General features: G+C 51.0%; 12 protein-coding genes. 1 reads left to right on the top strand and 11 read right to left on the bottom strand.

Features of this window, described 5'->3' with window-relative positions:
* The first annotated feature begins 98 nt into the window (after positions 1-98).
* The gene (locus DKY63_RS27990; protein ID WP_110967088.1) at positions 99-656 is read left to right on the top strand and encodes a TetR/AcrR family transcriptional regulator; all 558 of its coding nucleotides are present in this window, start codon (positions 99-101) and stop codon (positions 654-656) included.
* Here the strand turns inward: DKY63_RS27990 and fabF are convergent.
* From fabF to DKY63_RS27935, 11 genes are all read right to left on the bottom strand, one after another.
* Positions 653-1,927, bottom strand: a complete 1,275-nt coding sequence (gene fabF / locus DKY63_RS27985) for a beta-ketoacyl-ACP synthase II (protein ID WP_110967087.1) — start codon at positions 1,925-1,927, stop codon at positions 653-655. The genes DKY63_RS27990 and fabF overlap by 4 nt on opposite strands.
* 30 nt (positions 1,928-1,957) lie before the next feature.
* Entirely contained in the window at positions 1,958-2,752 is a 795-nt protein-coding gene (locus tag DKY63_RS27980; RefSeq protein ID WP_110967086.1) for an SDR family NAD(P)-dependent oxidoreductase, read from the bottom strand.
* 208 nt (positions 2,753-2,960) lie between these two features.
* A complete protein-coding gene (locus DKY63_RS27975; protein WP_110967085.1) occupies positions 2,961-3,296 on the bottom strand; it encodes a ComEA family DNA-binding protein in 336 nt (111 codons plus the stop codon).
* Positions 3,297-3,408: 112 nt separating this feature from the next.
* On the bottom strand, positions 3,409-5,403 hold the full coding sequence (locus DKY63_RS27970) for a polysaccharide biosynthesis protein (protein ID WP_110967084.1): 1,995 nt from the start codon (positions 5,401-5,403) through the stop codon (positions 3,409-3,411).
* Between the two features lie 150 nt (positions 5,404-5,553).
* Complete coding sequence (locus DKY63_RS27965) at positions 5,554-6,780, bottom strand: glycosyltransferase family 4 protein (RefSeq protein WP_110967083.1); 1,227 nt, start codon at positions 6,778-6,780, stop codon at positions 5,554-5,556.
* A complete protein-coding gene (locus DKY63_RS27960) occupies positions 6,777-7,796 on the bottom strand; it encodes a glycosyltransferase (RefSeq protein WP_162634930.1) in 1,020 nt (339 codons plus the stop codon). Before DKY63_RS27960 ends, DKY63_RS27965 begins: the two co-directional genes overlap by 4 nt.
* A gap of 5 nt (positions 7,797-7,801) precedes the next feature.
* The gene (locus DKY63_RS27955; protein ID WP_162634929.1) at positions 7,802-8,797 is read right to left on the bottom strand and encodes a glycosyltransferase; all 996 of its coding nucleotides are present in this window, start codon (positions 8,795-8,797) and stop codon (positions 7,802-7,804) included.
* 75 nt (positions 8,798-8,872) lie between these two features.
* Positions 8,873-9,871, bottom strand: coding sequence for a lysylphosphatidylglycerol synthase transmembrane domain-containing protein (locus tag DKY63_RS27950; RefSeq protein WP_204354264.1), 999 nt, complete (start codon positions 9,869-9,871; stop codon positions 8,873-8,875).
* Positions 9,872-9,876: 5 nt separating this feature from the next.
* Positions 9,877-12,369: a hypothetical protein gene (locus DKY63_RS27945; RefSeq protein WP_110967079.1), complete on the bottom strand. Its 2,493-nt coding sequence runs from the start codon at positions 12,367-12,369 to the stop codon at positions 9,877-9,879.
* A 28-nt stretch (positions 12,370-12,397) separates the two neighbouring features.
* Complete coding sequence (locus DKY63_RS27940) at positions 12,398-13,201, bottom strand: glycosyltransferase family 2 protein (RefSeq protein WP_110967078.1); 804 nt, start codon at positions 13,199-13,201, stop codon at positions 12,398-12,400.
* 53 nt (positions 13,202-13,254) lie between these two features.
* Positions 13,255-14,301, bottom strand: a complete 1,047-nt coding sequence (locus DKY63_RS27935) for an acyltransferase (RefSeq protein WP_110967077.1) — start codon at positions 14,299-14,301, stop codon at positions 13,255-13,257.
* Positions 14,302-14,303: the final 2 nt, after the last annotated feature.

Genomic DNA, 14,303 nt, shown 5'->3' with positions numbered 1-14,303 from the left:
TACAAATTCGACGCATCTGTGTGCTTTTTAGAAGTAGAAGTACAGTCACCATCCAATTTTCATTGGTTAATATGGCGCATTGATGCTGGAGAATTCAGATGCGTTACTCGCAGGACCACAAAGCCCAGACCCACCAACGCATCATCAAGGAAGCTTCGGCGCGTTTTCGCCGTGACGGCATCGGCGCGACCGGCCTGCAACCCTTGATGAAAGCACTGGGCTTGACTCACGGTGGCTTTTATTCGCACTTCAAATCCAAGGACGAATTGGTGGAAAAGGCGCTGCAGGCTGCTTGTGATCAGGTCGACGGCTTGTGTGCGCAAATCTTCGCCGAGGAACATCCCCTCGAAGCGTTCATCGATACTTATCTTTCCGAGTGGCACCAGACTTCGCCTCACGAGGGCTGCCCACTGTTGACCATTTCCTCCGAACTGGGCCTTCGTGGCCAACCGAGCCCAACCAGCGACGCTGTACTCAAGGCGAGACTCGATCAGATCGAAAGTACTCTTGAAGGCGAAAACGCCGGCGAGCGCAGCATCGTCATCATGGCTGCACTGGCCGGCGCAGTGCTTCTGTCACGCAGCGTTGCCGACGCTGAATTTGCCCAACGCATACTCGACGTCACACGCGAACATCTTAAAAAAGACTTGGATTAACCCTGCCAGCGTTTGAACAGAACGCTGGCATTGACCCCACCGAAACCGAAGCCATTGGATAACGCGTATTCGATGACCATAGGCCTGGCTTGACCGTGAACGATGTCCACCCCTTCGGTAGCGGGGTCCGGATTGTCAAAGTTAAGCGTTGCTGGAACGATCTGATCACGGATCGCCAACAGTGTGAAAATCGCTTCGATCCCCCCTGCCGCACCGAGCAGATGACCGGTGGCCGATTTGGTTGATGTCACTGTGATTGAGTTGTTCGAACCAAACAGCGACTTGATCGCCGCCAGCTCTCCCAGATCACCGACGGGCGTCGAGGTCGCGTGGGCATTGAGATGTTGAACCTGTTGCGGCGAAACACCCGCCTGAGCCAAAGCCAGCGACATCGACCGGCGCGCTCCGCTGCCATCCTCGGGGCCTGCGGTCAGGTGATAAGCGTCGGCACTGGTGCCGTAACCGACCAGTTCTGCCAGGGGCGTGGCGCCACGAGCCAGGGCATGTTCCAGTGACTCGATCACCAACAGGCCCGAGCCCTCCCCCATGACAAAGCCATCCCGACCACTGTCAAAGGGGCGCGAAGCGCGCTCCGGTGTCTCGTTGTAAGCGCTGGACAAGGCTCTTGCTGCAGCGAAGCCGGCAAGACTGACACGATCGATTGCCGCTTCCGCGCCGCCACACACTGCGATGTCCGCCTCACCGGCGCGAATCAGCCGCGCCGCATCGCCAATCGCCTGGACCCCGGCGGCACACGCCGTCACCGGTGCTCCCAACGGGCCCTTGAAACCATGCTGGATCGACACGTGCCCCGCCGCCAGATTCACCAGAAAGGATGGGATGGTGAATGGCGACAAACGCCGTGGTCCACGGGTGTCGGTAGTACGCACCGCATCGGCAATCGCACCGAAACCACCCACGCCGGAACCGATGATGGTCGCTGTGCGCTCCTGGGTTTCAGTGGTCTGCGCTTGCCAGCCAGCCTGCTCCAGCGCCTGACGGGCCGCTTCCATGGCGAACAGGATGAAGCGGTCCATCTTCTTTTGTTCTTTGGGTGGTGTGGCGCGGTCCGGGTCGAACCCCGCTTCGGGATCGTCTGTCAAAGTTGGCACCGAACCACCGACTCTGGCCGGTAGGTCGGCCACTACTGCGTCCGGCAGGTTTCTAATACCGGAACGCCCGGCCAACAAGCGTGCCCACACCGCTTCCACACCACTACCCAACGGGGACACCAGGCCTATGCCTGTTACAACCACTCGACGATCATTCATACAGCATTACCCCTTGCCGATTCTTTCGCTTCATTTGTAGCGCGCGGCGGCTTTGCTTTTGGAAAGGTTCGGCGCCATTACATGACGAGCCGCAACGAATGCATTCCAATCGGCAGCATCCGGCAGCGACGGGATGGTGACCAACTCGCCTTGATCCAGACCCGATAACGCCGCGTCGACCATCTCACCTGTTTCCATGACCATGTCCGCAGGAATTTGCGAAGCGTCGATACCCGAGCGCTCCCAGATTTCGGTACGTGTTACGCCCGGCAACACAGCCTGGACCTTGACGCCAGTGCCCTGGAGCTCGGCATTCAGTGATTGGGTGAGACTGAGAACATATGCCTTGCTAGCGCTGTAGGTTGCGTTGAAGCGCTCAGGGAACAACGCCACCACCGATGCGATGTTGATGATCGTGCCCCGGCCAGCCTTGGCAAATCCCGCCGCTGCCGCCGACGCCAAACGAGTGACCGCAGTAACATTCAACTGAATCATTTGCTCGAGCTGGTCGGTATCGGCATTGGCCAACAGGCCATCGGCCGCTACACCGGCATTATTGAGCAACAGGCTGATACTCGAATCGCCGCGCAGGCGCTGCTCGAGTTTGAGTACGTCATCCTTTTGCGTCAGATCCGCCTTCAGCACCTCGACCTGTACACCGTATTCGGTTCGCAGTTGGCTCGCCGCTTCGTCCAGCCGCTGCTGATCGCGAGCTACCAGCAAGAGATCAAAACCACGTGCCGCCAAGCGTTGCGCGTAAACCGCACCGATTCCGGAAGAAGCACCAGTGACGAGGGCCGTACCTTGGGACTGAACAGAATTCATGGCTGTGCTCCTGGAAGGATGCTCGAAGAAACGCCCAGCGCCTGGATCTCAGAACGCTTTGGCGGAAGCAAATTGATTATAGGCATAATTTAACCAACATATGATAGCCGTAATTTTATTGATACCGACAAAAGGCAACTGTGCCGAGCGTGCGCCAGAATGGAAAAAGGCCGGTCAATGACCGGCCCCTTGGTGTTGAATAATGATCTTAGTTCACTTCCAGTTTCTCGCGATTACGATCCAAGATCGCTTTGCCAATGCCTTTCACTTCCAGCAATTCGTCGACCGATGCGAAGGGTCCATTCATATCTCGGTACGCAACAATTGCATTGGCCTTGGCTTCGCCTATGCCGGACAACTCGCGCTGTAGAGTTGGTCCGTCTGCGGTATTGAGATCGATCTTGTCGGTCACAACCTTAGGAGAAACTTCTTGCATCTGAGGAGCGTTGCCAGTTTCTGGCTTGGCCACAGGCGCCCCATTGGAGGCCATTGACGCTGTTGTGAGAAAGGCAAAAACCAAAGAAGAGAGAAAGCCATTACGCATAATTGAAGCTCCATGACATCGATTGAGGAAGCAGCTTTTCCGAAGCTGCCTCTCAAACTTAGGCGGTGTCTGGAGCCTGTCAAAAGCGTGTCTGTTGCGAAATGTGAAACAATTAGGGTTCGAGGCGACGTTGCTGGTAGATCCAATCGACGATTTCACCGTCAGGAGTGTAGCCGCTGACCGTTTCGCGCAGGAGTTGGCGGACGAGCGCGTAATCATCACTTTCAACTGCTTTCATCAAGTTCGTCAGGCGCCCCTTGAGCACATCCCAAGGCAAGTGATCCTCGTTGGCACTCATAATCATTGGATGCTGAGTTGCCGCCACGTTGTCGCCGATCAAAAGCTCTTCGTAGAGTTTCTCGCCTGGACGCAGTCCAGTGAACTCTATGGATATGTCCCCTTGAGGGTTTCTCTCCGACCGAATGCTTAAGCCTGAAAGATGAATCATCTTCTCTGCCAACTCGATAATCTTTACCGGTTCACCCATGTCCAGTACGAATACATCCCCGCCCTGCCCCATGGAGCCTGCTTGGATTACTAGTTGTGCAGCTTCGGGAATCGTCATGAAATAGCGGGTAATTTTCGGATGCGTGACTGTCAGCGGACCGCCAGATCTGATCTGCTTGTGAAAAAGCGGAATAACGGATCCGGAAGACCCCAGAACATTACCAAAACGTACCATGGTAAAACGGGTTTTATTCACTCGAGATACATTAGCCTTGTCGCCAAACAACACTGGAGCAATTTCGCGACTCAGAGCCTGCAATGTCAGTTCGGCCAATCGTTTGGTGCTACCCATGACGTTGGTTGGACGCACCGCTTTGTCGGTGGAAATCAATACAAAATTGGCGACACAACATTTAAGGGCAGCTTGAGCGGTATTCAATGTTCCGATGACGTTATTCAAGACGCCTTCAGCAATATTATGTTCCACCATTGGCACATGTTTATAAGCAGCGGCGTGGTAAACAGTTTCAACTTTCCAGGTCCTCATCACATCCTGCAACTTGTCTGCCTGCCGGATGGAACCCAGTATCGGCAATAAGCGAACACTTATTGACTCACGAAGTCCACGTTGCTCAAGCTCAGAAAGAATGTTGTAGAGGTTAAACTCACTATGCTCAAATAAAATAAGTGTGGAGGGGTTCAACGAAAATATTTGTCGACACAATTCAGAGCCTATCGAGCCCCCAGCACCGGTCACCATTACAGTCTTACCATTGATGCACCGTTCCAGAAGGTCGTATTGCGGCGGTACCGCATCGCGGCCAAGCAGATCGGCAATATCGACCTCCTGAATATCCTCTACTTTGACCCGCCCACTTGCGAGATCGGTGAAATTGGGCACGCTACGCACGTGTAAAGGAAAGCCTTCCAGCAGATTGAGAATTTCCCTACGCCGCGCACGAGTGGAAGATGGCAACGCGAGGAGAATTTCCTGTGCACCGGTTACATCGATCATCTGCTGAATATTCTTGGGCTTGTAGACCTGCAATCCAGAAATGGAGCGATCGGCAATGCTGGAATCATCATCGATAAAGGCGACAGGACGCATCGCGCGCCCCATCCTCAAGGCCGCCACTAACTGGTTGCCAGCAACACCCGCGCCATAGATCGCCACTTTGGTCAGCCCGTCATCGCGGTTGGTAAAAGGGACGTGCTGGGCAGCGTTAAACCAATCACCCATGAAGTACTGGCGCATGCACAGGCGCAAGCCACCGATGATGACCAAGCTAAGCCACCAATAGTTAAAAATGATCGAACGAGGAACCACGGCTTCATGGTTGCTATACCAGTAAACCACCAGCGCAAGGATCAATGATGAGAGGCTGACCGCCTTGATAATGGCGACCAGAGCATCATTGCCAAAATACCGCATCACCGCCCGGTACATGCCAAATCGGACAAACAGGGGGATCGCAATGATCGGAGCACAGATGAACAGCCAGACATGGACTTTGAAAGGATTGATCATTTCGTCAATCCCTAAACGCACAATGAATGCCATCCACAGCGCAACCCAGACGAGAACGACGTCCGTTACCACCTGGATCAACCGCTTTTGTCGTCGCGGCAACGCCAGCAAAAACATGCGTACTCTATCCATAAAACCTTGTTCCAATCTGCCCTACTCCCTTGCGTGAACCGGTAGAAGAATTCTACGTAGGTAAGGATCACCCTCACAGGTATATTACGACAACAGATCGGAGCATCGGACATTCCGCTGCCAAAAGGCCCATTTACGTCGTATCGAAGCTTATCGAGGATTGTGTGCCGATAGCTCGTTGAAGTGACCGATCAATTGGGCAATCCGGCCTGGAAGATAAAAGTAATTCAAGAAAAACTCGCGTCCGTGTTCGCCCATTTCTGTCAAACGCCGCTGATCAGTGCCATACAATGTCAAGACTGCTTGAGCCAGTGCCTCCGGATCTTGAGCGGTGCAACTCAGTCCGGCATCAGCCTGTGCCAACATCAACGCAGTCTGTCCATTGCAACTGGCAATAATAGGTTTGCCAGCGGCCAAATAGCTTTGAAATTTGCTGGGAACCGTCCGGGAGAAAATCGGATCATCTCTCAGGGTTAGCAATAGGACAGAAGAGGCGGCATAAATACTTGATATCTCCTCAGGAGAAACGCGACCTGTCAGTTCAACGTTATCCAGTTTCTCTTCATGGATCATCTCGGCAATAGACATCTCCATACTGCCGCTTCCAACTAAAAAGAAATGGATATTGGTGTGTCCCCGCAGAATTTTAGCTGCCTCGACAATCGTGCGACACGATTGTGCCACCCCAATATTGCCGGCAAACACAACAGAAAAATAACCAGAGAGACGAGTAATATCAAAACTATCTGGCACCTTTTCCACAACGGACTCTAACGCGGAGTTAGGGAAGAACTCTATCTTTGACCAATCACGACACAGAGCCTGAATAGAGTCACGAAAACCCTCTGACTGAATTAGTATCGAATCAGAATATCGATAAATGTAACGTACAATATATTCGATAAATTTTAGGACTTTGCTGTTTTTAATGAAGCCGGTTGCCTTCAACGATTCGGGCCAGATGTCCTGTACCCAGAGCGCCAGACGAGCACGTTTGAGCCATGACACGTAGATTGCAGGCAATGCCTGCAACAAAGGAGAAGGCGCATAAACAAATACAACGTCAAACTTTTGCCCACGCAATACCCAAGGACCCACTAAATAGCCTGAAAAAATAAAAGACAGATAATTAAGCATCAACCCTTTGACAGAGTTCTTCCCGCGTGGATAGAGAGGCAAGCGAATGACTTTCGCCCCCTTGTAGTCCTCAGTCTGGCAACCCAGAGAACGATATCCCGAAAATATCTGGCCTTCGGGGTAGTTGGGCTTCCCGGTAAGCACAGTGACCTCGGCCCCTTGGCTTACCAATTCCGCTACCACCTCATTTATATGGAAGTTTTCTGGCCAAAAATATTGCGTCCATACCAGAACCTTCATCGCATTATTTCCTTGAGAAACACTACGGGCCCGTGTATCACCTGTATAGGCTCGTCAGATTCGAGATGGCGCTTTACGGCACGGGCAATAGACGTACGCGAGGCAGGATCGAAAGTTTGTGCTGGCTCGACGATATCCCGCACATAATCCAACTCGGCGGCGATGATCGGCAATTGGCGCAAGTTGGCCTCGATCAATGGCAATCCCAGAGACTCTGTGATTGAAGGATAAATCAATGCCTTTGATTGATCGTACAACGCGCCTACTTCACCAGGACTTAGTTGACCAAGATTGAAAACATTCAAGCCCCACGCCCTCTTTAGCTCCTCTATCTGAATAGACAAAGGAGTATCAGTTGGCACGGTCAACACCAGGCTCGGGCGCAGTCCCTGCTCTGCGAGCAGGCACCACGCGGCGAGCAATTTCTGATGATTTTTATGAGGTTCCGCACTGGCCACATAAACAAAATCGTAGATTTTTTCAGCATGCGTTTCTGCCCTGTCAACATCCGCAAGCATAAACGGGCAAACAACCACAGGAGTTTCCTCTCCCAGAAACCCGCGAACCTGCTCCGCCATGGACGGTGTCTGTACCACAAATTTATCTATGCGCCCGGAGAACGAACTCAGCATAAACCGCTCGCCCCAGAGCCGAACTCTGGTTTTCAATGGATAGGATTTAAGGCTGTCTGACGAGAGCAGGATCCTGTTTTGCAGGAAGACCGTAACCTGCCCCTTCAAAGGAAACAAAGGCACCAGTCCATGAAAGCACAAGACTACATCGCCCGCTTTCACGCGGTTACGTAGACGCAACTCAGAGGCCAGCCGGGAAAACAACGTCGGACGTACCCAATGCCGTTCAGCACGGCCCGACTTCAGGCTGGCCTGCGCTCGAGCATCCAGTTGCTCGAAATCGATACTCGACTCCGCCGCGTCATAGAATGCCTGCAATAAATTCAGGCCCCCTCCGACATGAACATTCGGTGCATGTAAAAACAGTCTTTTAGGAATATTCAAGAGAACTAACGGCCTCTATGGGAAGGCGCTAGACACATGATAGCCCTGCGAATGGCCTGCCTGCTCTGAGGCGTAAGCACGGCACGGGCGTATCGCCGCAAGCTCCTGGTGAAAACCGCGATCAATTGTGAGCCAAGCACCTCGGTTATAGAAACGCCGTATTGACGTGCCATTTTAACGCTGTAAGCCGCCGCATCATTAAAACCACGCTGCCAGAGACTCGAGGCCAGGCGCAAATAATTTACCCCAATCTCTGAAGGCGATTGGCCTGGAATTTCTGCTGGCACCATCGATTTAACAAAACCAAGGTACAGATCCCCCGCCTCCGAGAACGCGACATCGGCAATTCGATGGGTATCCTGATTTATGTGGCTGCGGGCACTTATTAGTGCTTCCGGTAGATGAAGGAAGTGATACATACCCGCCATCCGGAACCATAACTCGTAGTCTTGAGTGGTTCGCAATCCTTCGTGAAAAGACCCGGCCACATCAAATGCGGCGCGTGGAATCAACAGGCTGCAGCCATGTAATGCACTTTGCGCAGTAATCCAGTATCGAAAAAACTCTGGCTGCACAGTAGGCATATTGATCCGGGTGACCTTATTCTTTTCAATACCCGTGAATATAAAATAATCAGAGTAGACAATCGTTCGCTCAGGCTCATGCGCGGACAAGAACGCAATTTGTCTGGCGATTTTATCTTCAGCATATAAATCATCGTGACTCAACCAGGAAAAATACTCTCCTGTCATATGCTGGATTGCAAGATTAAGCGCAGACGCGACTCCGCCATTACTTTTCTCAAAATAACAAATGGAATCACCAAAGGACCTAGCAACTCGCTCGGTCGCGCCAGCATCGTTGCTACCATCATTGACAACGATCACTTCAACATCAGCATACGTCTGATCGAGGGCACTCTGGATTGACTCAGCCAAAAAATCCGCGCCGTTGTACACAGGTATAACGATCGAAACCCGAGGCATGAACTCTTCAGTCATCAAATTATCGTTATTGGATAAACTCATCACAGCACCCGTATATTTAAAGCACTTCGAAATCAGCGTATCCGGGATTCAACTCAATGTCTCCGCTTTCTCACGGTGCCTCGAGGTACTGTAAAACACAGAAACGATCATGCCTGGAATATTGACGATCAACATGCCGACCCGAAAGCTGAAGTAGATCGTAGCGAATGGCGCAGCCCGTGCTGCGAGCTCGGCGCAAACCGTGGAAAAGACCGATTCACCCACGCCTACACCGCCAGGCGTAATCGGGATCACGGAAAACAAATTGCCGAATACTCCGGCAATAGCGGTGATCTGGGGGTTCGCCGCATAGGGAAATATCGACGCGATAGTGATCATGCCAATAATCACGATCCCCGTCGCCAACACCGACACCACCAAGCATAGAAGTAAGGTAGGCCAGGCACGAAGATACATCAGTATCGTAACTCCGAACGGATGCAGGTAATGACGAATCTTGATTGGAAGATAGTCAATGACGGAATGACGAAGCGCCAGATAGATCCCCAGCAACCCGAAAATTATCCCTCCAGTCAACACGTAAGCCAGTGTCTGGATCAGCCCTGCATACTGAAAAATATCGGCGTCTGGCGAAATGGCCTTCGGCAGGAAAACCGAAACCAGCACGGCAATGGAAATCAATCCAACCATCGCAAAGACTCGATCAGCGACAATCGACAGCAAAGCGGTGGACCTGCCATTTTTCAACAAACGAAAAACCTGCACTCCCCTTACAGCATCTCCACCAGCCGCACCAGGTAACCAGGTAGAGAAAAAGCTACCGATCAGCTGTAGGTTCAGCACCGTACCCAGAGGGATATTGTTACCCGTGGCACGCAACAGCAACCACCAGCGAAAGCCGCTGATGACGATGCCCAGAAACAAACAGACCAAAGCCGGAATAAATAAATTTAGATTATCGAAAACTACTAGAATTGAACGAAAGTCGAGTTGCCCACTGTTCAGCAAAACCCAGACCAGAACCACCGCAAGCGATAGTTTGAACAGAAGTAAAACATGGCTCTTTTTGAACAGCGAACGAGACATCATTCTTAACCTTGTTGTCTTTCCGGAATAAGGCTTTTGCCGACACGAGATGAGATAAACCGAAAACCAGACAAATTAAGCCACAGGACATCAATTTTAGAGCTGAGGCGTTTGCAGCGTGCTACCAGAAACAGAAGCAGCGCAATCATCATGAACGAAGAACTGAATGCCCAAGGCAATGACTTGGGTTGATATTCCATGCGAATAGAGAAGCTGCCAGCAGGCACGACTACACCGCGAAATGCCTTGTCAACTTTAGTAATAGGCACCTTTTTTCCATTCAAAACCGCAGTCCAATTGGAGTGCCAAGTGTCCGAAAGAACTACCAAAGACTCCTGATCTACTTGCCCGGAAAGAATCACTTCGCCATTTCGATAGGTATCTATGGAAACTGGCACAAGATTCTGTGCGTAGCCAAAAGGAAGATCGACACTGTCGTCTGCTGTAACACCACTGGCACTAATAGCAAATGCTCTCGGCAGCACATGCTTGTTCTCCATCACTCGGGTTGCCAGGCTGTGATAAACCTCCTCGAAACCACGTGCTTTCAGATCAGCTTCGTAAGCCGTGTAAGTCAACGGCAGAAGCACATATTTAACCCCGAGAAAATTCATCGCCCCCCAATTGATCGTATTGGTTTCAGGCTTGTCCTGAATCAGAATTAATGTTGGAAATGAGCCCAACGGAGTAGTTTCGTGATAACCCAGTCGTTGCGAGCTCTCAAGGTTGATAGAGGCATAGAAGAAATCGCGAAACTCCGGCAAGCCACCCTGATTGAGGGTGCTGACTTCCTGGATCTTGAACGCCGAACCCAGTTCGGGATAGAGGCCGCCTTGACCGAAATTCAGCGTTCGGTAATTACCGATATTATCTTTTACGAACTGCAGGGCCGGCGGCATGTTGGAGAACAGGTCATTTCTTTCGAAACGCACCATCTTACCCATGAGAATCAGCTCTACAAACATGACAACGACTAAGCCCCCCAACACCGCTCGCAGAATCGCTGGACTCGAAATGAATCTCGCGAATACTGCTACAGCGATGACCAGCGTGGTAACTGCAGCCAACAATTCCAATGATAGAGTCTTGTACTCCAAGCGTGGCTCTTGAAGGCCGAAAACGCCGTAAATCTTCATAAACGCCCAGATACCAAATGCGATCAATGCCAGGCAAGGCAGAATGCGAACATTCTTCGCCTGAAGATTATGGGTCCCGAATGCCACCAGAATAACCAGGGGAAACATAATCACCGGCCACCAATATTGACTGCCTATATGCCCGATTATTGGTAATTGGGCAAAAAACACTTGAATCCATACCGGATCAAAAAGCCGCACCACCACGAAACCGGTTACAGCGATACAGATTGCAACCAGGCACTTGAATTGCGGCATACGCCTGGCAATAGCACAGCCTGCAAGCCCAATTGCAATAACACCAATATGGAAAACCGTATTGCCAATGAACGAGCCGTGTTCATTGAATGAAGCAGCGAGGGGTTCTGCGGCGTTATACGATTCGAACAAATGCGACGATGAAAAGAACGACATGATTGCGTTGGGGTAACGCAATCCCCAGAAGTACCGCTTTGAGTAATCTTCAAGAGTACCGAGGCTTTTCAGGTTTTCCAGGAACGGAAAATAAAGCGGAGCCAGGAGCAGGAATGACCCCAGCATGCTCAGGCAAAGGAAAAATGAAGTCGCCGCAGCAGTTTTAGCGGAGTACTTTCCATTTTGAACATTATTGACAAGAAAGCCTAGGACGATGCAACCCATTGCGATCAAAGACGTAATGGTCGTCGGCATAAAGGTGCAGGAAAAAAACAGCGAGAACGCAAGAACTGCCATGCACCAGCGCAATATCGAGAATCGCAAGGCAAACGACAGGGCGGTATAAAGGCATACCGGAACATATAGATAGCTTTGCGTTACGTTCGACCCGAGGTTGGCTGTTATATATCCGTTCAATAGGTAAAAGACACTTGCAGCAAGTGCCGCAACGGCGGAAAGACCGAACAATTCCCTGACAATTCGGTAGATGAAGAACACACCGAAATACAGTGCCAGCAAGAAGACAATATTATAGATGCCCGAACCACCACCGAGCAGGGCATTAACCAGCGTCATTGCAGAGAATTTCTGATCGACAAGCGCCTCAGGTCCTAGTGCCCCGGCTGCTGAATACGGGTTCCAATAAGGGCTCTGACCATCACGGATACTGTTAACCATGAATTGCATCATGGGTTCAGATTGATAGGTAGCACCGCCATTATCGTTATACCCAGCCCACCATCCTGTCGTATTGGGGATGGTGTAGAAGGGTTTGAGCGGAACCGCCGTGTACGCGCCTGTAATCTGATCGGTCAATCGCAGACTGGCATTATTGAATATCACGTCTGGAAATGCCGCAACCAGCAGCAGCAAAGCCACTAGGTAAGCTTCAGCAGTTTTACGACTAATCTTGACTCGATCTTTTACAGCAGCAAAAAAATTATACACGGGAATTCCATTTTCTTAATTTCAAGTCTCAGAACCAGTAAACCAATTTGGTTTTATGCAAAAACGCTCGAATCAAACAATACCCAAAACCAAGACCTTCCTTGCGGAAGATAAATTTCGATACACCACGTTCGCGCACGCCCTGAGCACCCGCGATGTATTTGACCTCTCCGCCCATCAAGATGGACTTGAAGGTAATTTCGGGGCTGATGCTAAACCGGTTTTGGCTAAGACCTACACCCAGGGTTTCCCGACGACGGAACATCTTGAATGCATAAGTCGAGTCTGGAATGTATTGACCGAGTGCAATACGCACACCAATACGGAAGAAGAACTGAAAGAATTTGTATTTGAACGGAATGGTTCCGTCATCGCCCGCCTGAATATAACGAGAGCATTGGGCAAGAATCGCCCCCTTTTCCATCTCGTTGTACAGCGCCGGGATCAAATGGATCGGATCAACGGCATCAGCCGAAACAAAGATGCAATAACGGCCAATGCCGTGCGCTGCACCAAAACGGACTACTGCGCCGTAACCACGGCGATGCAAGGAACGGCTGATCACTCGAACCGGCAGTTCTTGTCTGTTTGCATCTCCCCAGGCGTTAGCCAGGCTGTAGGTCTCGTCATCGCTTTTGTCGTCGACAACTATGACTTCGGTAGTGAACGTCTGATTAGCGACCGCAGCCTTCACACTATCGAGGATGCCAACGATGTTTTCCGCTTCGTTCAAACATGGAATAACGATCGTGAGGTCGATCGGGTCTTCTACTGAAGCATTCGGTGATTGGAAGTTTTCAGGCGATGAAGGGATAGCTTCGTTTACGGTCATTTTGGTCCCTCGAAAAAAGCCGTTCAAGTACGGTTTCTATTTGAATTAAATGGTTAACCAATCAGCTTTGCCGAATACGGTATCACACGTGTCAGAGCCGCCAGAATCAAGCACACCGCAAATGTAGACAACGACAGACTGAAAATCGCCGAGAATGTCGACATCGATGCAAGGTTCAAAGTAAATCCGAACATGCCGGCCTTAATCAGATCAATCACCAGCAAGTGCATGAAGTAGACCGGGAAAACGATACTGGACAAGAATGCGACCGGACGCACCAGAAGTGGGGCCACACGAATTTTCCTGATCAAATGGAAGGCTGCACACGATGCGATCAGCACGTTAGGACTGAAGTACAGGAATGCGGTTTCGTCTGGAGTCGGCGAGAGCGAGTTGATGCGCCAACTTAGCAGGAACGTCGCCAGGCTCGCGAGACAGAAGACCAGAGCACTGCACCAGGCGGGGATCTTGCTCAGGATATCCGAACGCACGATGTAGAACCCTAGCAGGAAATAACCGGGCCAGTTCAGAAAACTCGTCAACGTCAGGTGAGGCAAGATGCTGACCGGGAAGTAGACAGTCACCGAATTGATTACAAACCACACACCGAAAAAGTAAGCGGCCAGGCGCTTGCTGCTCAACAACGACAACGATATCGGTTGTAAGATAGGCAATAGGATGTAGACACCGATGGTCATGTAGACAAACCACAGGTGATACATCACCGGTCCGCGCAGAGCCTGAGCCAGCGCATTCGGTATATCAAGAGGCTTGCCGGTCCAGTAGTTGATCCAGAAAACGTGCAAAACGCTCCAGAAGGCCAATGGGATGGCAACCTTCAGAACTCTAGAAACAATCCCACCAAATCCTTTAGACATATCGCGGCCCAACAGCAGGGCTCCAGAAAGCATCGCAAACAGCGGAACAGCTACCCTCGCAATCGAATCAAGTGCGTTGGCAACCAAAAAACTGTTCAACTCGATATTTCTGAAATCGTAAAAAATCGGTGCCGAAATGTGAATGATCAACACGCCGAACATAGCGATCAATCTGCATGCATCCGCCCAGGCTAAACGTCCTGGATCTTGTTGTTGAGTCATTG

This window comes from Pseudomonas putida, assembly GCF_003228315.1.
GTDB classification, from domain to species: domain Bacteria; phylum Pseudomonadota; class Gammaproteobacteria; order Pseudomonadales; family Pseudomonadaceae; genus Aquipseudomonas; species Aquipseudomonas putida_S.
This window is presented reverse-complemented; position numbering and strand designations above follow the sequence as displayed.

Coding starts and splice junctions, on each gene's coding strand:
- DKY63_RS27940 (WP_110967078.1), bottom strand. CDS start 13,201: ATGACCGTAAACGAAGCTATCCCTTCATCGCCTGAAAACTTCCAATCA.
- DKY63_RS27970 (WP_110967084.1), bottom strand. CDS start 5,403: ATGGATAGAGTACGCATGTTTTTGCTGGCGTTGCCGCGACGACAAAAG.
- DKY63_RS27965 (WP_110967083.1), bottom strand. CDS start 6,780: ATGAAGGTTCTGGTATGGACGCAATATTTTTGGCCAGAAAACTTCCAT.
- DKY63_RS27955 (WP_162634929.1), bottom strand. CDS start 8,797: ATGACTGAAGAGTTCATGCCTCGGGTTTCGATCGTTATACCTGTGTAC.
- DKY63_RS27980 (WP_110967086.1), bottom strand. CDS start 2,752: ATGAATTCTGTTCAGTCCCAAGGTACGGCCCTCGTCACTGGTGCTTCT.
- DKY63_RS27935 (WP_110967077.1), bottom strand. CDS start 14,301: ATGACTCAACAACAAGATCCAGGACGTTTAGCCTGGGCGGATGCATGC.
- DKY63_RS27950 (WP_204354264.1), bottom strand. CDS start 9,871: ATGTCTCGTTCGCTGTTCAAAAAGAGCCATGTTTTACTTCTGTTCAAA.
- DKY63_RS27990 (WP_110967088.1), top strand. CDS start 99: ATGCGTTACTCGCAGGACCACAAAGCCCAGACCCACCAACGCATCATC.
- DKY63_RS27975 (WP_110967085.1), bottom strand. CDS start 3,296: ATGCGTAATGGCTTTCTCTCTTCTTTGGTTTTTGCCTTTCTCACAACA.
- fabF (WP_110967087.1), bottom strand. CDS start 1,927: ATGAATGATCGTCGAGTGGTTGTAACAGGCATAGGCCTGGTGTCCCCG.